A 21,367-nucleotide genomic window follows, 5' to 3' on the forward strand; every position below is an offset into this window, starting at 1 on the left:
ATGAACAAGCAACATGTCTATATTGTTTCAGAAAATGAAGCCTGGTCAGAGGTAGTTGTCGCTTGTCTTTCCATGGTTTTTCATCGAACCATGATTGAATCGTGCTCTTCTGCAGAGAAACTCTGGGGGTTGGGTGAGAACGACATTGTTATCTTCGATAAAGCCACGTTGGGTAACCCTTCTTCTTTGTTGATCTCTCCGATTGAACGAGGCGGTAGCTGGGTGATCGTCAACGGCGAAGCGGTGGATGAAGAAAGCGTCGCCGGTCTGATTTCGTTGGGCTTCTCTGGCCTGATTGTCGAGCCTTTCACGTTGGAAATGTTGCCGCGCGCGTTAAGAACGATTGCGTCTGGGCAAATGTGGTTTAGCCGAGAAGCGATGTCGCAGGCGCTCAAGCATTTGGTGAAAGCGGGCGGACTTTCTTGCCACTCCGTCAATGTGCTGGGGGCGAAGTTCTCTCTTTCTAGCCGTGAACAGCAAGTGTTCCTTCACCTGCTTCAAGGGAAAAGCAACAAAGACATTGCGGTGCAACTGCACTTGAGCCCAAGTACCGTGAAGTGTCATGTGTCGAGTATCCTTCTGAAAACAGGTAAGCACAGTCGCAATCAACTGAGCACATTGCTGTTGGAAGAAGATGTGGATCAACCTATTGATCTCATCGCATAGCCTCCCTACCCAAACCATCTGAAGATGCGCGAATGGCGGCCATCCTTTTTGGCCATTGCACCGTTCATCTTCAAATTGTTTAGGTATAGCCCGATATTAGTCCTTTTTATCGCATCGAATTAGACAAGTGGTCGATATTCAACTAGCTGCAAAGTATTTAAAGTTCTTCTGGTAAAGACATGGTAGTCATAACCTTTGGAGAACAAAATGAAACGTGTAGTTGGTAGTATCGCTCTGGCATTACTTTTTTCTGCTGGTGCAAGCGCAAGTGATTGGTCAAGCACGCCTCGTGAAGATGGTCAAACGCAATTCTACGTTGATCTAAAAGGTGAGGTGCCTAAGCGCTGCCAAATGTACTCAACGCAAGATAAAACCATTGAATTAGATGTAAACAACACCAACGCAAAAACCAGCGACTTTAAGTTCAGCGCTTGGTGTAACACAGACAACGCAAAAGGATTGCTTGTTGTTGGTGCACATGCATTTAAAAACCAGAATGGTAAAGACGTGATCCCTTTGACCGTTGCATTCAATGGCCAAAGCGGCGTGATTGATCGCAATAACGATGCACAAAGTGGCCACGCAATCGAAACCACCATTGATGTAAACAACAGCACTGTTGGTTACATGAGCGAAACCAAAACATTGAACATCACGCCGACAATCAATGGTTGGGAAAAAGCGGGTGAGTACAAAACATCGATGTACGTCTCTCTTTACCCACGTTAAGCATCACTTTTCATTTGTAAGTTAGGGGCCTGAGGGCCCCTTTTGAGGATTATATGCGTGTATTCAGATCGCTACTGATAGCGCTTTTGCTGTTTTCTCCGATTACAAAAGCCTTCGAACTTCTGCCAATGGTGTCGTTTTTCTCTGATCACGGCAGTAAAAGCGAACAATTCTTTCAAGTACATAACACGACGGGGTTACCCCTTCCTCTCGAAATCTTTGTGAAACAAAGGGCCATCGCCGAGAATGATTCAGAAACCCTGATTGATTCGGAAGACTTCTTTGTTTTTCCACCGCAAGCGCTTATCCCTCCGGGTAAAACGCAAATGGTAAAGGTGAAGTACATCGGTGATTTGATCGATGCATCCACCTCATACCGCATCATTTTCAGCCAACTGCCGATTCAAGATGAAGAGAAGAAAAGCAGCATCAAAATGCTTTTCCAAATCGGGGCGTTGGCGTTTGTTACCCCTGATCATGTTGAGAACCTGGTCGAGGCGGATGTGTCCCTGAAAGGCAATGCAGCCCCTGAGCTTTTGTTAGAAAACAAAGGAACGGGCGTGGTGGTGATTTCGGATTTGTCTTTCAACGTGAAGGCGGATGACACGTCTTACACATGGCAGTGGGAAGACATTAAAGATTTGGTCGACCGTCAGTTCTTGGTGCCGGGTGAAAGTACCCGCATGTCAGTAGAGACCTTACTGACGAAAAAACATGACTCACTTAGCGTGGATGTGAAGGGGGACGAGTGACTATCGGCGAGCGTTTGCGCGTCGTTTGGCTCCTCCTGTTTGTTTCCTTCTCAGTTAGCGCCATGACATTTACCGTACCCCTCTCGATAAACGATCGAGAGTTGGGCTCGGTGCCTGTTTCTTTGTCTGGCATGGATGTTGATGCGGTTTCCGCATCAGAACTCAAAGTGCTGCTAGGGAAGCGTGTCGACGCGTCCATTTGGCAAGCACTTTCAGACGAGAAAAGCATCAATGCTGAAGGCATGGTGGCTTTAAAGGCGCTGGCTGAAAAAGGCGTTGCGCTGGTTTTTGATGCCTCGACGTTATCACTCTCCGCGCACATTTCGAGTGACGCTTTTGGTAAAGCAAACGTCGACTTTGGCGAAGGCTACGAACCGTTTTACCCCTCCGAAAGCAGCACCTTCAGCTGGCTAAACAGCATTAACTTCGCCCATACCGAAAGCTGGGAAGGCGATACCGCCGATCACTTTTCTTCTATTGATTGGCTCGCTCAAATGAACCTAGGGGGCGCATCCGGCATTAACCTTGATGCGGCCAACTATTTTGAGGTTTCTGACAACCATTCGCAGGTGTTGCGTGGCGAGTGGCGGTTTTTTTATGACAACCCGAATGCACCTTACCGCGTTTCAGTGGGGGATGTGGAATCCGGCGTGTCAGGGTATGTATCCAACATGAGCCTTGGTGGTTTGTCGATTGAAAGTGATTACGCTGAACTGCAACCGCAACGCGTGATTGGGCCAAATAATAATCAAGAGCTGATCCTCAAAGAAAGCGCAGAAGTTGAAATTGTCGTCAATGGTCAGGTGATCTTCAGTGGCCGTCAGGATGCAGGGCGTTTCAACCTGATGAACTTGCCGATGGACAATGGCGCGAATGACATCACTGTGCATGTCACGTATCTGTCCGGCAAAACGGAAACCTTTGTGTTTACGCAGTTTTATAACAGCAGCTTGCTCAACGAAGGCATGGTGAATTACGCCTTCAGTGCGGGTGTGCCGTCGGTATTTGAAGACAAAGGCATCAGCTATTTAGATACGTGGGCGATGAATGGTTTTGTCGAATATGGCGTGTCGTCTTGGTTAACCGTGGGGGCGAACGGCATCGCGGCGAAATATGGCAACATTGCCGGCGGTGTCGTGACCATTGGCACCGATTTGGGAAACCTGTCGAGCCGTTTTGCGCTGAGCGATCACCAAGAAGGCGAAACGGGCAATGTCGTTTCTGTGAACGTGGAAAGCGCGATCATTGGCACGTCAGAAAGCCAAACGCCGAACTTGAGGTTGGGCGTCGAATTTGCTGATGGGTACACCGCATCGCCATGGGAAGAAGCGGCGCTTCCTGTGTCTTACGAGCGGTATTTGGCGAACTATGTGTTGTCGATCAATGACCGCTGGGATGCGACGTTTTCTGGCTCTTACATGGATGACACCAACGACGAAACCCAAACCAGCACCACGTCCATGCTTAATTGGAAACGCGGCGATATCACTTTGGGTGCAGGCGTGAGCTACACCAAGAAAAGCACGGACGTCGCGTCAGATACACGGTATTTCTTCACGTTCGACTGGCGTTGGAACCATCAAAAGTATGGCTATAACCTCGGGGCTAGCTACAACAGCACAGATAACCAAACGCGCGTGGACATGAGCCGCACCAACAACGAACGTGTGGGCAGTGTGGGCTTCAGAGCACTCGCGGAATATGACGAGCAACGGGATCGTCAAAATGCACAGCTGAGTTACACCGCTAACCGTGTGCGATTGGAAGGTGAAGTCGAGCGCACTGCGTTCAGTGATAGCAACATGGATGTGGGCTATAAGGCATCCATTCGCGGCAACACTGCGATTGGTATCGCTGACGGAAAAATCGGATGGGGTAGGGCAAAACCTGGGCCTTTCCTTGTTACTCAGCTTCACCCGTCGTTGGTGGATCATGAAGCGCACATTGGCGTGGCGCAAGACGGTAAATACAAAGCGGCAGCGACATCCATGGTGGGAGGCTTATTGCCGCTGGATGTACCTTATGCAAGCAATACCGTTGATCTGAGTGTACCCAATGCGCCCATGGGATATGACTGGGGTGAAAGCCGCCATACTATTTCTCCTGGGGCGGCCACAGGGCATGTCGTGATGGTGGGGTCGGATTCGTCCTATACCGCCAAGGGCGTGCTTTTAGGCCAAGGTGGTATGCCGATTTCTTACCTGCAAGGCGAGCTTACGAAAGACGGTGTGTCTCACGCGTTTTTCACCAACAAAACAGGGCGTTTCTTTGTTCAGGGCGTTGGCCCAGGCACCTATGTGTTGACCATTGGTTATCAGCGCTATCAACCAATGACATTGGATGTGGAAGACGCTGATCACCGCTTAATTGAACTGGGCACCCTGACGATGGAATGTATCGAGGAGAACTGTGATGCAAATCCTTAAATCAATAAAGGCGATGGTGACGAGCGGCATTGTGCTCTCTGCGCTGTCTTTTCACGCGGCTGCCAGCGTAAGCAGCGCGGCGGGCGATGTGCAAACCCTGCCAGCTTGTGAAGGCAGTTGGTCGCTGGATGTGAAAACCACCTCGGCGGTGGAAGAGCGCAAAGGCCAGCGCGGCGTGTGGATCCCTGCCACTGTGTATTTGGATCGTAGCCTTGCGCAATGCGCACGCGAGTTAGTAATTAAACCAGCACAAGGCGGTGTGCCTCGCTTGAGTGGCCCGCGGTCGCACCATGATTACGAACTAAAAAACGCATCGCGGCAGCTTCTTCCTACCATTAATGGTGACGAAGCGGTGATGCGGCTTTATGGCAAAGCGTCGACGAATTTTTGGGTTTACATTCCTGCCGCGAAAGATTTTTCGCCGGGTAGCTATGTCAGCACCTTAGATCTGACGTTGAACAAAGGCAATGACCAAACCATCGGCAAGCAAGTGTATTCGTTTCACTATCAGGTGAAGCCTTATGTGCGTGCAAAATTGGCGAGCACCAATGAGAGTTGGCTGAAACCTTCAGGCACGTCTGTTCGTGTGCACCTTGGCGATCTCACCCAAAGTAATCGACGCGATTTACCGGTTTTCATGGAAAGTAACGGCTTTGTCAGCATGGCCCTTTCCTCGCAGAACAAAGGCAATTTGGTCAGCGTCTCTAACAAGCGAAACAAAGTGCCGTATCAAGTGATGTTTGCAGGCAAGAAGGTTGAGCTGGTGGATGACGTTGTGTTTGATATTGGCAACCGCCCGTTCCGCCAACAAAAAGTCACGCTTTCCTTTCTGAATAAGCCAGAGCCTTACGCAAGGGCAGGGCAATATGAAGATGTCGTTACCGTCAGTTTGTTTGCGCGATGATCTGTTGACGTTTTCAGTGTGAGCAGCGTAGTGATACAGCGAGAAAGCGGCCTACTAAGGCAGCTTTCTCATGCTGAACCAGATGCTTTTCTGCCTTTGCCTTCCCTTCCACCAATTGAGGTATTAACTCAATTCCTGACTGCCGCCACCGCTAACGGTCAGCACTTGCCCACTCACCCACGCCGCCGCAGGCGAACACAAAAACAGCGCGGCAGACGCGATATCATCGGTTTTCCCTAATCGGCCCAGTGGCGTGTGTTTCAGCATGGCTTTTTCAATGTCTGGCGTGAGCACTTTTTCTAGCGCCGCAGTACGGATTGCGCCTGGTGCAATGGCGTTCACCCGAATGCCCATCGGCCCCAAATCAAAGGCAGTGTTACGGGTGAGATGATTCACAGCGGCTTTTGATGAGCCATAAGATGCCATGTGTGAATTTTTGTTTTCACCTGCCATCGAACTGATGTTAAGCATCGCGCCGCCGCCTGCTTTCTCCATCTCAGTTGCGCATAACTGCATTAACCGAAATGGCGCAAACACATTGAGTTGATAGGCCCATTCGAAATCGGTCATCGACATATCAAATGTTTTTGGCCCGCCGCCACCTGCGTTATTCACCAAAATGGTGACCTTGCCAAAGGTTGTTATTGCACGCTCGATAAGCGCGACACGATCAACCTCAAGGGTGACATTGCAACTGGCTGCAATGGCAAACCTGCCCGTGGCATTGATAGCGGAAGCCACCTCGTTCGCCGCCTCCAAATTTAGATCGCTCACCACCACGGATGCGCCTGCATCCGCAAACATTTCAGCAATACGCCGACCAATGCCCGCCGCTGCACCCGTGACAATGGCAACCTGCCCATCAAGGCTGAATTGTTGAATCGCCGACATAGCAAAACCCTCTTCACAATGATGCACAGAGGGTAGTTGTGGCTGAATCAGCAAAGCGGTTTATTGTTGATACAGCGTGGCGATCAACCTATCGCGTGGTGCTCAACCAGACCGTTGAGGCGGCTATGAAGACGTCTTTGACAAAGGGATTGAGCAAAAAAAAGCCGAGCAATGCGCTCGGCTTCGTATGTCAGGGGTTCGCAGCTAGCGATTAACGCGCAGAAACAGCTTTAACCAGTGCGGCAATGCCGTCCCAGTCGCCGTTGTCCATCATGTCAGTTGGTACCATCCAAGTACCGCCACATGCAACAACGCTTTTTAGCGCAAGGTACTGATCAACGTTGGCAGGGCTAACACCGCCTGTTGGCATAAAGCTCACAGGGTAAACCGCGCTGAGCGCTTTCAGCATGTTCACGCCACCAGAAGGCTCGGCAGGGAAAAACTTCAACGTCTTCAGGCCCATTTCCATGGCTTGCTCAACCAAACTTGGGTTGTTCACACCCGGTACGATTGGCATGTTGCGCTGTTGGCAGTATTTCACTGTGGTTGGGTTGAAACCCGGGCTCACGATGAAATCCACACCTGCGTCGATAGCGATGTCGACCTGTTCTGTCGTCAATACCGTGCCTGCACCAATCAATAGCTCAGGGTAAGCGTCACGCATAATACGAATGGATTCCGCTGCTGCTTCTGTACGGAAGGTCACTTCAGCACATGGCAGGTTATTTTCTACCAACACTTTTGCCAGAGGCAGAGCGTGAGCGACATCGTTAATCGCAATAACAGGTACGATTTGGATTTCTTTTAGTCGCTGTTCAATCGTTTTCATTATTTACCTCTACAAAATGAAGCTAAGTGTTGCGACGATAATAAATGCGATAGTGACGAGTAATCTATCACGGCCCATGTTTTTAGTGTGGTTTTCTGATCAACATCGACTCGACGAGCAACCAGCAAAAAAGTGAACCCTTGAAGAGTGAAAATCCCCCAGCAATGGCGATGCTGGTTTTGGAAAGTCAGTGAGAGGATTGGCGAGATAGATGCTTAAACAACGACGAAAAGAAAAACAGAGATAAAAACCAAGGCAGCGCGAAGCGCAAAGCCCCACACATTTGATTCCAATAGACGTTCCACGAACAAGGATACCAATAACAGGGCGAGGGTAACGAGAGAAAACCCAACATAGTGCCACGCACTTTCATGCCGTAAGCCGTTCACTTCGGAGCCGAAGTGGTGAGCGCCAGCGTTTAGTGTGAATTCAAGCAACGTAAGCAATTCAATAGAGAGGGCAAACAATGTTATTGCTAATAGCATTGCCCTTAAAATGCGGCTTCTATGTGTATCAATAACTTCTTAACACTCCAAAATTAAAGTGATTTTAAGAATAAAATCAGACACAAAAAAAAGAAACTCCAGAAACCCAAAAAATTGCCCCACATAAAGAAACTCAGTTTTAATGAGTTCGATGTGGCTCTTTTTTTCAAAAATGGGTATTGAACGGAATAAAGAGTAAACCGTGCGATTATTTCATGCGGCAACATCCACGTTGAATTGGAATGAAGCTTCGCAACATTGCGAGAGAATTGTCGGTCAAGAAAGCCAATACGTTTTGAGTCTCCAAGTGAGAGCAAAACGATGATGATGATAGTTGGAATTGTCCAGATAATTAAATATCCGCCAAAGATTAACGTTAACATCATAACTATAGGGTTAGCTGTTGGAACTACCATAAAACCTTCGAAATATCCTATCAAATAAATTAACTAGATATGACCCTGTCAACTAATCGAATTTTTATCAATTAAATTAAATTTTATAATAAGTAACATATTGAGATGCATTTATTACAGAGAGTGCCCAATAGAAAATTTTATTTGTATAATTCAACGGGGGCTGAGTTTTTATACTTTGTTGATTAACGTGATTGATATTGTGATAATTACACACCACCACCCAATGGAGGTGAACCACATAAGGGTTTTGAATTTAAATGAAGATTTATCTGCTCTTTTAAAAATGAAGGGAAAGCTAATGCTGTATAAAAGAAAGCGATTCATTATTGTAGTGAACATTGTCTCCACCATGTTTCCTGAATTATCATAAAGAACATCTAATGATTTGGATAACTGTTTGTCAATGTAGATAATGTACTTCAAGTTCCCAAATGAAACAAAAAAAACGAAAATTAAACATGGGATTGCCCATGTGTATATGTATATACCTAGGAGTCCTATTATCGTGTTCATATGGCTCATTCTATCATTTTTATGGTTGGTGCATGGGTGATATTATATATATAAAAATTGGGGAAGACGTATTACATTTTCCGAAATTTTTCTTTTATTTAGGCTTTTCCGATTAAAGAAAGCGTAAGTGCACCGATGCAGCTCCAAATGCCTAGAGTATTGAACCACATAAACAGCTTAAACTTCTTCGAGGATGTTTTTACTCTATGGAAAATTAAAGGATAGGCTAACCAATAGCCAAAGAGTCGAGTGGCAATGTTAGAAAAAAGCATGCTTGACCAGTTTTTATGTGGCTTTTTATGATCCTTTGAAAGCTGTTCATCAATGAATACAATACGTTTAGGGTCTCCCAATGAAACAATGGCACTCATTATTGTTCCAGGGACAACCCAGATGATGGCGTAAATGGAAAATACACCTGACACTACTATTTTAAGTTCTTCAATATACATAAATGAAGTGCTCTACCCTCTGAGCTATGGAATAACCCCTAATAATTTCGCTAAACCTACGAAGAGCACTGCACCCAAAAAGCTCCACATTCCTAAGCAGTTTACCCACATGAAAAATTGAAATTTTCTTGAAGGAGTTTTAGCTCTGTGCTTAATAAAAGGATAGGAAATCCAATAGCCAAACAATCTGGTGCCAATTGAGGAAGATATTTGATATTCCCACCTCAAATATCCTTTCTCGTCATAATACTTATCCAAATTTTTGGCTAGCTGTTTATCAATATAGATAATTCGCTCTATATTTCCGAGCGCAATCATTGCACTCATAATAGTTCCTGGAACAGCCCAGATAACCAAATAAACGCCGAATACTATCCCAATAATTGTTATTGTTGCTTCGTACCATTCCATCAAAATGTCTCTACAACGTAGTCAGCTAATTCATGGCTCTTTTCATACAAAAAGTAAATTCCATCGCCAAGAGCTTTTCCAGCAGTGGAACCAGCTATACCACCCAAGGACCCGCCGACAATAAATGCACCGACAGTGGCAACGGCAATTACAGGTGCTGACGTGATCCCAACAACGCCAATCGCCAACATTACGCTTGCAGACGCAATATTTCCACCAACAATACCAGCGCCCCAGCCACCTGCAAAACCAATAACTTCGCGTGTAGCTACTTTACCGCATTCACCTGTTGCATCCACTGAGCATGCTTCATAAATGTTATTTGCTCCACTTGCAGCACTTAGAGTCAATCCCACATACCCAACGCCACGAGCTGCGGACATACCAACAGCGACATTTGCCATGCGCTTCCCGAGATTGGGAACAACTCCCTTAGAGGTGATTTCATTGGCATTATGAATGACGGATCTGGTTGATAATTTTAAGTTCTTCCTAACTTGAACATTGGTAGGTACTTTAACACTGCGTTTAGACAGTGCCGCGAAAGAACCATCCAGTTTCTTAAACAATACTGCACGTTCGGCAATAAAGGCACCATAATTTATACCGCCTACGCGGCTTGCCATTGCTACTTGAGTAACGTACACGTTATTTATTTCCGACAGAATAGAGTTAATGTTCTGTAGGTGTTTTCCAGCTCCAGAAGCCACTGCACCAACCCCCAATGAGGCATGTGCATATACATCTGATGGGAGTCCATCTTCTTTTACTGATTTCAAAGCCTCTGACGCATAGTAGTCCAAAAGCTCGAAGTGGCGGTTTACCGTTGCGAGAGCTTCATCCGTGAGTTTACCCAACTCTATACTCGCCGCTTTGGCTTCGTCGATGAGTGCGTCCAGCCGGCTCTTCTCTTCCTCGCTTTTGGGTTCAGAGGTAGGCACCACGACAATCTCGCCCTCACGAACAGGGTTGTTAAGGTGTTCGTTATATTTCTTAATGAGCGACTGAATGTCTGTGGGAGTGTCTTCAGTAAACAACGTACGCCAATAGTCATCAAGTGGTTGAGTTTTCTCTACTTGGCAATATCCCAGATCAAACGCCAATTCTTCTGACGGTAACGTTTTCACCTTCACCACTGGCAACCCACTCTCTACCAGTCTCCTGTTATTAATGGCTTTAAGCGTTGAACCCATGAGTAGGCGTTCTTTGTGGTCATAAACCACATTGGCAGGGGCATTGAAGGTTTGTGGTTTGTAAGGCTTTTCTGCGGCTTGCTGAGGCTGCATAGCAGCGAGCAGTGCTGGTACATCAATAGGAGCGCCATGTTCAGCCAACCAATCATCATTCAGGTTATCTAACTGTTCTCGTGTGACCGCCTGATCGAGGTAGACGAGGTGCTGATTTTTAACGACTTTGCTGTCGATTTTCCAATAAAGAAGGATGGCCCCTTGGTACTTGTTCGTGCCTTGTTCAGTATTCAATTTTTCATGAGTTGAGCGAGTCGCGTAAAATGCCCAGCGATCTTCCCCCAAAATTTTGTATTCCTGAACCAGCTTGTTGTTATGGAAGTGGTAATAAAACCCTTCAGTCGGGAAACCGAGACGTGAGCCAAGCTGAACAGAAGGGACGACAGGAATAAACGCTTCTCTGACCGCGCCTGTATCTTTCGGTTTCAATTTAACTGGCTCTTTATTACTGACGCCTTTCTCGGTGTTGGCCACTTTCGCAATCAGCTTTCTTGGTGCGCCGTCCGTTGCTTTTGCCGAGAAGACAGTGCCATGTTCTGAAGGCTTGGTTTCCCAACTGACAATGCTTGCCTCTTTCGGCGTTTTTCCTAGTGCAAATTGGCAGCCGACTTCGCTCGCCAATACTTCTTCAGAGCAAGCTACCTCAAACAAGTATTCGTAATTAACACCCGGCTTTTCGGGTTTGTCTTCAACGGGAGGCTGCGGTGTGTAAGCAGGTTCCGACACCGCTTGAGTGCCAGCGCTGTCGCCGGAACGGGACGAAGAGCCTTTTGCCTTGGTGCGAGACACAAACGCGGTCTGTGCTTGCGGTGAAAAGCGGGATTGCGCTGCGGTATTAAATTGCCACGTTTTTTCGCCAGAGGGGGCGGAAGACAATGAGAGTGCCGGCGTGTTTGGTGCATCGCTCAGTAAGATCAACTGGCCTTCTTGAAGTTGAGCTTTAAACGTATTCAACGCCATGCCTTGCGGCAATACACGTTCAAGTTCTCGCTCACCTAGCTCGGCAAATGCCCCTTCAATGTTCCCGAACTCATAGCTTGCGAGCTCAGACAGCTTTACAACACGGTACCCCACGCACTCATCCTTAAGTGTTTTCCTTTTGGGCTTAATTACCGAACTCGTTCGGTTTGCACAAGTGCCGTAAATCAAAAGCAAAAGGTGGATCAGTCAGGGGCAATTTCTTGCTCGAAAAGGGGAAGATGTTGTTTCCATTTTGCGTCGTATTTCTAGCTTTCGACCGCTGTAAAAACACACTTAAAACAGCCCCAACTCCGTGACAAATTCTGACTGGCGCGCGAGGGCTTTGGATTCTTTTGCCCAAGAAGGATTGGCGTTTAACCAAGCAGAAACCAGAGGCAAAACGGTGTTGCCCGACATGCCCGCGCGGATTTTTGATGAATACAGTAAGCGCAGCAAGGTGACGTCTAATGGCGTCAGCACGCTGTTTTTGGTGTTGTCATTGAAGATGGATGGGAAAACCTCATTGGAGTCGTTCGGCAGCCCCATGGCTTGCGTTAACTCTTCCACCACACACGCAAACAACTTTCCACGTTCACGCGCCAGATCAACAGGGATGACAATCAAACCGCGTCGGATTTCATTGCTCTTGGTGACTGAAAAATGCGCCATGCAGATAGCACCACGAAACGGGTAATTTTCATTCGGGTTCCACAACTCGCGAGTTTCTGCTTGCCAACGGCTTTGGCGGGTAAACACCATGCGCAGATTTGCCTTCTCTAGCTTATCGACCAATTGGACTTTGTGACCCGTCACTTTCGAAAGGTGAGCAAGGTGCATACGCACCAACATGGTGTGAAGCTCTTTGTCCCCCACGCGATGGTCAATCCACACATTCACGGGCTGATGCCACTTGCGAACGGGATGGTCTTTATCGTCATACTCGTTATTGAGGGCAATCAGCTCGAAGGCTTTTTCCACATACGCATTGTTATCCCAAGCTGCTTGAGCTGGCATCACAAGCAAAGAAAAAAGCAGCCCAAAAACAAGATGTCGCATTCCACACTCCGTTGTTCATCATCGCTCAAATCCCAAAGCGACTGTTGTTACAAGGTAGCGCAGATTGGGGCGGGAGGGGAAATGGAGGCGCTTTGCGGAGTATCAAACTCGCCGATGCAAATTCGGGTTAACTGTTATTTATCCCTTACCGGGGATAAAGGTGGATTTATCCCCGGTAAGGGATAGCGCAAAGTTACTCTTCGACAGTTAGATATTGTTTTAGCGATGCCCTGTATGTCGTAGGCCTGAGGTCGAACAACTCATCAATCGCGCCTCTACGCTTATAATAATCCGCTGTGTTTTCGGTACGGTTAAGGTTGTACAAACGGTAAAGCCAGTACTTTTCAGGTGCATCGCGAGAGACGCTCACTTCATTATCTGAAATGAAAAACTGAGTATTTCGTCTTCCTTCTGTGGTTTTCACTTCGATGTACTTCTCGGTGCCGTCTGGGGCGAAAGATAGAATGTCGTATCCAGCATTCGGGTCGATCAAAGCCATATGTTGAATTCGATCTGCCAGTTCGGGTTTGTCGCTTGATAATAAGTGCTTTCGTTCCATATCTAGGACGAGCTGCTCACCAATGTCTCCAAGCTCACGGTTCCTTTTATCACGCTCTGCCCAGTCAACTTGAACGCCTTTTCGCTTCCTTCCACTTTCTGAGTAAAGCGGGGAAAGGTTGTCATCAATCGGCACTTCCTTAATGGTAATTTCATCAGGATTTAATGCGGTAAGCGTTGGTGTATTGGAGTAGGTTTCAAATGCTATCCTTCTTTGAATCCTATTTGGGATAGGCCAGCTTTCAAACTGCCAGTTTATATTGACTGGCTCGCTCGTCGTCGCTTCCCATTTATCAAAAAGAAGATGACCGAGGTAGGTGTAGTCATCCTCCTTATTTGCTCTTAGGAACAAGTGGATAGTGTTTGTTTTATCATCGTGCGCGACTAACTGTTTGATGACAGAGGATTCGGGTGTGTGCTGGTTTTGTGACCACCAAATTAGCTTGCCATCATTTGTAATGTAATCTTCGTAAGTGTTTGACTCGCTGGGCTCTAGGGTGACAAAGAAAACAAAGTCGCCTTCTTTTGAGGCATTAGAGACGATACCCGAAAGCCCCCATGAACCCGCACCTTTTGTAAATTTTACCTCAGGCGCGAAGACTTTACATACTTCCTCACGGTTGTATTGCCCATAAAGCTCTAGAGTGACATTTTCCATGTCTCTTGCTTTAGCGATGACTTCATAACCAAGCTTTCTGAGCACTTTGAAACACGGGCTTTTTTCACCACCAGTGAAGTGCTTTGACGAAACTTCGATATTGAGCAACTCAGACATGGCAAGGCCAAAAATTGCCTTTGGTGGGTAGGATCTGCCGTGGACTATTAGGTCGTAATCCTTTGATGGAGCATAACTTTCGATGTCGCCTTGTTTTTCGTTAAAGAGACGAAAGGCACTTTCTACGTGATTGGTGTTGAGAGTTTTGGCAAGTGTGTTGAGCTTCTTGATTCTTCCGGCTTTATCAAATTCAATGCTGTTCATTCACTCGTAACTTCAGAGCTACTGATAGGAGAGTAAGATTAGATACCGAAGGTGGGGAGGTGGTTTTGTTCTAGGTCAATTTTCTAGACATGCATAACGATTGGGTTAAGCACCAGTTGACGCCACGCTATTTCAGTTTATTCTAAGTTTCATTGCTTCTCTTGTGAGTTTTAGCTGAGATTTTTTATGAAAGAAACCACTCTCAAATTTAGTGGAAGGTTATTAGAGCAATTATCTCAAAATATTCCTTCATCTTTATTTGCACTTAATGAGTTAATTAAAAATGCATATGATGCTTTCTCTCCAGATATAGAAATTAAGCTGTTGCATAGTAAGAAAATTATACTCATTAAAGATCATGGTTTAGGAATGGGAGAGGAAGAGATCGAGTCATTATTCCATATTTCTAAAAGTACCAAAAGCTACGGTAAAGAAGTTGAGCTAGATGGTTTAAAAAGAATCACTCAAGGCTCTAAAGGACTAGGGTTTCTTTCTGCACTAAAGTTTGGTAATGAAGTTAAATGGATAACATATAAAAATGGTCAAAAAAGCACGTTTTCTGTGAACAAAACTGAACTAACCTCTAAGGATGACCTAAGTGGTATAAATATTCCAGTTAATGTGGAAGAAGAGGATGGTAAAGGAACCGAGATTTTAATATTTTCAACTGAAAACGAAATAGAAGAGCTGTTTTCAGATCTTAAGAATAAAAAGGTAGTAGAGAAGTTAGCAGCATCAATAATTGATGATTCATTTGATATTTCAATTGATCTCGGTGATGGAAGTGAAGTTACTTCTTCTAGAACTCTAAGTAGTATTTATGATGAGAGTGTCTCAGAACAGTTATTTTACATAACCTATAACTCAAAAAATGGTATGATTGACTTTTATCATAAAGGAGAGTTTTTAAAATCATATCCATATGAAGCGAGCAGTGAAGATTACTCTATTTCATTAGAGCTAGTTGTTTTCTTTTTTGGTAACGGTAAGAATGCTAAGGGAATTTCAGATCTAAATAAGAGGGTTTATGATAGCCAACTTTACCCTTTGGTATATGTTAATAAAAATTTATTTAATAACTCTATTTTATTTGACCCAGAACTTCTTCGAAAGAAAAAATCTTCAGAAATATTACCTCAAATGATTGGTAGAGTTGAAATATTAAGTGAAAGTAAGGATATAGAATTCAACTCAGATCGTACTAATTTTGTCGAAAACACTCTTACTAAGAGGATGAGTATCCATTTAAGAGAACTAAATAAATTCATACAAACTAATGGCTCAGCACTTAGAAAAGAAATTACAACATCGAAAAACACACCAACAGGTAGAGCATTCCCAACAGACGGTGAAAGAGAAAAAAGCAATACAGCATTTATCCTTATCGACAGAAAGATGCCGACTTCACTATATATCCCATCAGATCAAATTGATCTCAAGGAATACGTTTATGATGTGAGAGATAGTAATGGTATAGATGTAAATCATGAAGAACTAGAAATAAGTGTTGACGGTGTTTTTAATAAAAATGGGATTCTTGCGTCAGTTGAAGATGTATCCCAAAAGGAAATAATATATAGGTATAATGATAAGAATACTGGACTCCTTTCAAAGAGCCTTGTTCTTAATTTCAATAAAAAATTATCTAATATTACAGGTGAAAAACTAGACAGGTCTATTTTTACATTGGAGTCTGCTAGTGAATATAAGATAAGTATGGAAACTGTTAGGGATATAATTAATGCTATAAATAAGGTATATTCTTTTAAGTCAAAAGAGGATTTTTTACCTATAATTGCATGCTCCATTAGATCTATATTTGAGATTTCATCCGAGAGCTTATTTAAGAAGCAGAGTAATTGGTTTGGTCGTATCGATATTAGCAAGCTTAATGCTAATACTAAGAAGGAAATGAGGGATAAATTGTTGTTGAGCGTTGTGACAGTAATTTTACTTCTAAAGAAAAATCCAAAGTTAGTAACCATTATCTCTGAAACTTCAGGTGTGAATTATTCAACTTTGAATAACTTACTAGAAGTTGGAAGGTTTAGAGACTCGGTCAAAACTTCTCATGTTGGTGCTCATCAATCTACTAGATATTTATCTAAGCCAAAAATAGAGCTTTGCTCCGATACGTGTGGTTATTTTGCCGTAATATGCGATATTCTTATAAATATAAGTGATGAGGAGTATAAAGAACTAAATGTTATTAAAGTTATTGAAAGTGATTTTCAATAATTGAGGCTTTTCTTTATCACATAATTATTATAATGGTATATTACCCTGTCCTAATTTTAGTGGATATCTATTTTATTGGATGTGATGATAAAGGTTTTAAGAGCTTAAATTTTTATTTTTTATAATCTTAAAAGCATATATGTATTATCATGAAGAGCAGAGCATCAAATATCGAAAAGTTGATGCGAGAAGTAGATGTATTATCCTCTTTCCCTCTCAGTAATAGTTTAACTGTCCATTTCCGATTTAGGCTTGAGCTGTATATAGTGAAATTTTCTCATACGGTTTTTAGGGGTACTTGGTAACAGGTGTCGTCTATCCAACATCAAATCGGTGGCTATTCACAGAATTTATTAGTACGTAGAAAAATAGGGGTGAGGTGACAATAAAGATTGAAACTAAGTCAACCTCACTAATTTAAAAAACTGGAATTATGGCAATAAATTTTGAAACTATTAGAAAGCTCATCTCTATCTATTGCGCAGAAAAGCTCAACCCAAAACCGATAACCTTATAAACATTTTGTAAAAAATAGTTAAATTGAAAAATCTTTATCAAGTGCAATACGAGCTTTGTATCCTACGAAATAGCTTCTGAGTAACTTATTGGAGAAAGTTTCACGAAGGTGGGACAAACGTTGACCATTCATTGACAGTTTGTCTCTATGTACCTTGATGTCAAAGGTCTGAGCGTTATTCAATGTGAATGAAGAGTATTGTTGAACTATTCTTTCATTTAATGGCTCCGTGGTTAAAACACATGGAGTAACCGGAGAGTAATGAGTAGGTTTTACTTGAGTACTCTTTACTATTTTGAGAGCTTCTTTAAGTTGGTTGAATTTTTCGATCCAGCCAGGTAGGAATACTAATGGGGATAATTCCTGATTATAATAAAAACGAATGAGTCCGGAAGAATTAAATACACATAGGTCTAACCAATTGACGTTTACAAAAATCGCTTTCCCAAAATTGAACGTGTAGTAAATATTATTATTACTATCTTTAGGAAGAACTATAAAGTCACAACTCTCACGTGAATTCAATTGACGCTCATGAGCTTCCTTAGGCTTCTTTTTATTACTGACGGATTCTGTTTTAAATGGAACCAATAATACCTCACTAACTGAGCGTTCGCCTAATTCATCAGGTTTAGCCCTTACCATAAGATCACAGGCTTGCTCTAAGAGAATATATTTCTGCTCACCAATATCAAATATATCACCAGAACGTATAGGTGCATGTGTGATGTTTATTGTTGTATCGAATACTTCTTGATGACGAAGTTTAGAAAAGTTATTATTAGGTAAAATTAGTCCCTTTAAGTATTCAACATATGTTTCATCTCTCAAAATAGGAGAGGTTTGTACAGAACGGTAAGCTACTATTTTTTCAAGGATAGAATTCTGTTCATTTAAATACTGACTAATGGCTTCAGACTGTTTAATTGAAAATAAACGATGTAGTAAATCAATTTCAGAAGCGCCTTCATCAAGTGAACTCATGAAAATTGATGAATCTACTTCATAAATGGAATGTTGACTCAAATCTGATTTTAAATTATTAATTGATTCAATGAGTTTCTCTGAGATACTTTCAACCATTTCGGAACTTAATTTTCTAAGAAAGATTCGTTTTACAAACTCAGATGCTTTAAATTCAATACATATCTTTTTATCATCTTCCATGATATCTTTTGATAGAACGGAGAAGTATTGAGGTTTAATATGGCTTGGTATTTCTTTTATTATTTTTAATCGCTCACATTCTTCTTCCGAACCATTTTTTGTTTCGCTGGTAAACAAAACACAATAAATATTACTCAATGCACTACTAAGCACATCAAATACTATTAATTTTCCATGATCTTTAGGAAGGCTTTCACGAGAAAAATCATAGTCAATGAGGAAAAGGTTTTCATCAGAATTCTTAAGCCAAAACTCCTTTTCTTGTTGCCATTTCTTATTGCTTAATGTGTGCACTCTTTTATTTGTATTGCTTTCAAATATATTTTTGAGCTCTTGAAACTCCTCTGGTGTAAAGTCTGGAAGATCTTTCCCAATATATCTGTAGAACTTATCAATACTATCTTCATCTTCAGGTAATTGATCTTTCCATGTGTCAAAAGGAAAGCTTGACTGTAATTCACCAATAGTTAAAAAAGGTTCAAATTCCTGAATGAAAGTTGGGTCTACTTCATAATAGTTTTTAACTTCAGCTAAAAACTCATCCTTAAAGTCACCACTGTTAGGAGCAAATCGATCGTCCACCCAAATTACATTATCTAATCTAATTGCGTCGAAAACGCTTTGTTTAAATTGTTCTATAGCCATTACACCAACGCCTCGATTAAATTAACTTCAAACTTATACCTTCTACCAAACTTATTTTTTTCTTCTAATAGCTTGATAGAGCACCCTCTTTCTTTTAGTAGGGTTTGTACAATATATAGTCCTAAGCCTTGACCATATTCTTTATCTGAAGCGAACATATCAAATAATACATCTTCTAGTGCAGGTCTAACTCCTTTTGCACTATCCCAAATAGTGATTATGCTATTGTCGACAGAAATCGATATTGAATGCTCATCTTGAGGGTAGTGAGCTTTAAATAAGGTCAACCAGTGTTCAGAGTTCCGAACTATGTTATCGACGATTTGGTATAGCTTACCTCGGTTGAACGATACTGATTTTGAATTTCTCCTATCATCCAATTTTATTTCAATCCCTTTACTTGAGAAGTAACCTTCTCGTAATTCGAAATAGTCATAAACGAAATTAGAGATACTAATTTCTTCCATAACTTGTCGCTGAGCTTTTACTAGAGGATTGAGTGAGGAAATGGCTTTTGACAGAACTTGAGTATCACCTCTAATTCCGTTAAGTTCCTTAGTTAAAGGAACATCTTTTATACCTAGATCTTCTATTCGTTTTTTGGCTGCATTTAGGTGTAATCGCGTATTCCTGATCTGCTCATTAGCTTCGTGAGCTAATGTTTGCGCAGATAAGCCGATCGCTACGTGATCGTAAAAGTTTTTAATTTGATTCTCGTAGCTTTTTATTTCATCAATAACTTTTGTCGTAGAGTGAATGTGGCTAGCTAAGTCATCAGTAAAAGCTTTGTACTGTTTTAAACTCGTATTTACTTCATACTCCAAAGATGTCACCAGATCTTTAATAGATGCTAACTTCTCCGCTAAGATAGGATCACTAAACATATCTTGCTGGTTTTCACCTATCGCCTTATCAATCTCAGCACGCTTTTCGGTGAATTTTTTCTGAATTTTTGAAGTGGACTTAGCTACCTTAGGCTGAAGTTTTACACTCTTTTTGACAATATTATCGAGTTCAACAGTCGCTTGTTTTGCTGAGTAACCTTTAGGCTTCCCAGCATCTTCTAGTCTTATTTCATCTAAGAACTTGTGTGTGCTTCTTCTACTTTCGTTCAAAAAATAGTTAACAGTGACTATAAAATGGCGACAAAGAATATAGAAAGCACGGAATTGAAGGTTATCAACAAAACTTTCACGGTCAGATTTTTCGATTAAGTGTTTATTGTCATACCAGCTTAAGTTGACATATCCAGTGACGTTGGCAGGTCTTAATGAATAGGCACCTGCTCCTGATGTCATGTCTTTCGATAACCCAAGCCAGTCTTTTCCACCAGAGCCTACTTTAAAACCATCGCGATAAACTGAGATATCGCCAGCAATCTCTTTTATTGATTCTCGCATTGCTTGGAGAGAAATTTCTTCAACATTGAGAGCTTCTTTATTTAATAGAAAATTGAATATTTTTGCCTGAAAAACACCAGGAAAGCTTTCAGTTATTAAGGCGGTACTCAGTTCATCAAACGAAATCCTGTGTTCAAAATTCAGGAAATACTTACTTTTAGAATGATTGAATTTATAGTCTTGTAAGCGAGGTTGTTTTTTTATGTAGTCTAGAAGTGTAATTCCGTTATCTGAGAGAACGTGATTGTCGAAAGGGGCTCTTCGATCATCAGTTGACTTAGGCTTATAAGGTAGAAGGTCTATCTTGCCCTTTACAATTGCCTCGGTTTCAGTAACTTCAAAATCAAATATACTGGACGCTTGCTCTAGTAGTTTATTCGAAACGACTTCTAATTCTTCGTTGACTCCATTACAGACATAAAATGTCTTAAAGTCTGAGATTTGACCATGAGGGGACACCATAGAAGCTATCTTGTTCTTTATAGAGTTCGACTCTTGGCTTTCCCAGAAATCTATATCTCTAAGCCCAATCGCTTCAATGATGGTGCCACTTGAAGGTTTTGGAGCAAGGGGCTTTTCTTCAATATTAATGGTGTCAATAGTTTTACCGTGAGAGAAGTCGTCCCAGTTAAACGAAACGGCAATACCTGGTTGGTTAGCTTGAGCATGTGTTGATATGCGACATAGAGAGCCGAGCTGCATAGAACCTAGTCGACCCAGTCCTTTATCACCGACTAAAGTTCGATCGTACTTTTTGGTGACAATTCCTTGTTCTTTTGCTGCCTTTTTTTCTGAGTAACTCACCGTAAGCCAAGAGCGATCTATCCGGTTTCTGTTCATACCATGACCATTATCTCTTACAGAGATACGGCCTTTGTAAACCTTCTTCTCGATTACTTCTTTACCATCTATAATTGTGATTTGTTCGACGGTTTCGGTATATCCTGTATCAACTTCTATATAGCAAAAACTCGCATCAGCATCGTGCGAGTTTTTAACAAGTTCGACTAGAGCTATATCTGGGCCACTGATCAACTCAGCACCTAGTTGCTGAATGACATGGGCATCGATTTTAAGCTTTAGTGGGTCTGTTTTTTTTTCTTTTTCTGACGTTGTTGCCATA

General features: G+C 42.7%; 16 protein-coding genes. 6 read left to right on the forward strand and 10 right to left on the reverse strand.

Annotated features, from left to right (window positions below; genetic code table 11):
- The 5 genes from EQP46_RS21290 to EQP46_RS21310 all read left to right on the forward strand — a co-directional run bounded on the left by EQP46_RS21290 (position 1) and on the right by EQP46_RS21310 (position 5,477).
- On the forward strand, positions 1-666 hold the full coding sequence (locus EQP46_RS21290; RefSeq protein WP_129495551.1) for a helix-turn-helix transcriptional regulator: 666 nt from the start codon (positions 1-3) through the stop codon (positions 664-666).
- 207 nt (positions 667-873) lie between these two features.
- Entirely contained in the window at positions 874-1,395 is a 522-nt protein-coding gene (locus EQP46_RS21295) for a hypothetical protein (protein WP_129495552.1), read from the forward strand.
- Positions 1,396-1,448: 53 nt separating this feature from the next.
- Positions 1,449-2,147 carry a fimbria/pilus periplasmic chaperone gene (locus tag EQP46_RS21300; RefSeq protein WP_129495553.1) on the forward strand — a complete coding sequence of 233 codons (699 nt, stop codon included), beginning with the start codon at positions 1,449-1,451 and terminating at the stop codon, positions 2,145-2,147.
- 62 nt (positions 2,148-2,209) lie between these two features.
- On the forward strand, positions 2,210-4,573 hold the full coding sequence (locus EQP46_RS21305; protein ID WP_194956900.1) for a fimbria/pilus outer membrane usher protein: 2,364 nt from the start codon (positions 2,210-2,212) through the stop codon (positions 4,571-4,573).
- On the forward strand, positions 4,560-5,477 hold the full coding sequence (locus EQP46_RS21310) for a hypothetical protein (protein ID WP_129495555.1): 918 nt from the start codon (positions 4,560-4,562) through the stop codon (positions 5,475-5,477). The genes EQP46_RS21305 and EQP46_RS21310 overlap by 14 nt, the downstream gene beginning before the upstream one ends.
- A gap of 123 nt (positions 5,478-5,600) precedes the next feature.
- Here EQP46_RS21310 and hdhA read toward each other — a convergent pair whose 3' ends face one another.
- The 8 genes from hdhA to EQP46_RS21350 form a co-directional block, all read right to left on the reverse strand.
- The gene (gene hdhA / locus EQP46_RS21315) at positions 5,601-6,368 is read right to left on the reverse strand and encodes a 7-alpha-hydroxysteroid dehydrogenase (RefSeq protein ID WP_129495556.1); all 768 of its coding nucleotides are present in this window, start codon (positions 6,366-6,368) and stop codon (positions 5,601-5,603) included.
- 211 nt (positions 6,369-6,579) lie between these two features.
- Complete coding sequence (locus EQP46_RS21320) at positions 6,580-7,197, reverse strand: bifunctional 4-hydroxy-2-oxoglutarate aldolase/2-dehydro-3-deoxy-phosphogluconate aldolase (RefSeq protein ID WP_129495557.1); 618 nt, start codon at positions 7,195-7,197, stop codon at positions 6,580-6,582.
- Positions 7,198-7,412: 215 nt separating this feature from the next.
- Entirely contained in the window at positions 7,413-7,682 is a 270-nt protein-coding gene (locus tag EQP46_RS21325) for a hypothetical protein (RefSeq protein ID WP_129495558.1), read from the reverse strand.
- Positions 7,683-8,712: 1,030 nt separating this feature from the next.
- Positions 8,713-9,066: a hypothetical protein gene (locus tag EQP46_RS21330; RefSeq protein WP_129495559.1), complete on the reverse strand. Its 354-nt coding sequence runs from the start codon at positions 9,064-9,066 to the stop codon at positions 8,713-8,715.
- A 24-nt stretch (positions 9,067-9,090) separates the two neighbouring features.
- Positions 9,091-9,477: a hypothetical protein gene (locus EQP46_RS21335; protein ID WP_017012573.1), complete on the reverse strand. Its 387-nt coding sequence runs from the start codon at positions 9,475-9,477 to the stop codon at positions 9,091-9,093.
- Entirely contained in the window at positions 9,477-11,798 is a 2,322-nt protein-coding gene (locus EQP46_RS21340; protein WP_129495560.1) for a hypothetical protein, read from the reverse strand. The genes EQP46_RS21335 and EQP46_RS21340 overlap by 1 nt, the downstream gene beginning before the upstream one ends.
- A 180-nt stretch (positions 11,799-11,978) precedes the next feature.
- The gene (locus EQP46_RS21345; protein ID WP_129495561.1) at positions 11,979-12,740 is read right to left on the reverse strand and encodes a DUF2927 domain-containing protein; all 762 of its coding nucleotides are present in this window, start codon (positions 12,738-12,740) and stop codon (positions 11,979-11,981) included.
- A gap of 193 nt (positions 12,741-12,933) precedes the next feature.
- The gene (locus tag EQP46_RS21350; RefSeq protein ID WP_129495562.1) at positions 12,934-14,277 is read right to left on the reverse strand and encodes a DUF3427 domain-containing protein; all 1,344 of its coding nucleotides are present in this window, start codon (positions 14,275-14,277) and stop codon (positions 12,934-12,936) included.
- A gap of 186 nt (positions 14,278-14,463) precedes the next feature.
- Between EQP46_RS21350 and EQP46_RS21355 the strand changes: the two genes are divergently transcribed.
- Positions 14,464-16,515, forward strand: coding sequence for an ATP-binding protein (locus tag EQP46_RS21355; protein WP_129495563.1), 2,052 nt, complete (start codon positions 14,464-14,466; stop codon positions 16,513-16,515).
- A 535-nt stretch (positions 16,516-17,050) separates the two neighbouring features.
- On the opposite strand, the gene EQP46_RS21360 is transcribed toward EQP46_RS21355, so the two are convergent.
- Both EQP46_RS21360 and EQP46_RS21365 read right to left on the reverse strand, forming a co-directional pair.
- Positions 17,051-18,844, reverse strand: coding sequence for a hypothetical protein (locus EQP46_RS21360; protein ID WP_129495564.1), 1,794 nt, complete (start codon positions 18,842-18,844; stop codon positions 17,051-17,053).
- Positions 18,844-21,366, reverse strand: coding sequence for a sensor histidine kinase (locus EQP46_RS21365; RefSeq protein ID WP_129495565.1), 2,523 nt, complete (start codon positions 21,364-21,366; stop codon positions 18,844-18,846). Before EQP46_RS21365 ends, EQP46_RS21360 begins: the two co-directional genes overlap by 1 nt.
- Between the last annotated feature and the right edge of the window lies 1 nt (position 21,367).

Source organism: Enterovibrio baiacu, from assembly GCF_004120195.1.
Classification (GTDB): Bacteria; Pseudomonadota; Gammaproteobacteria; order Enterobacterales; family Vibrionaceae; genus Enterovibrio; species Enterovibrio baiacui.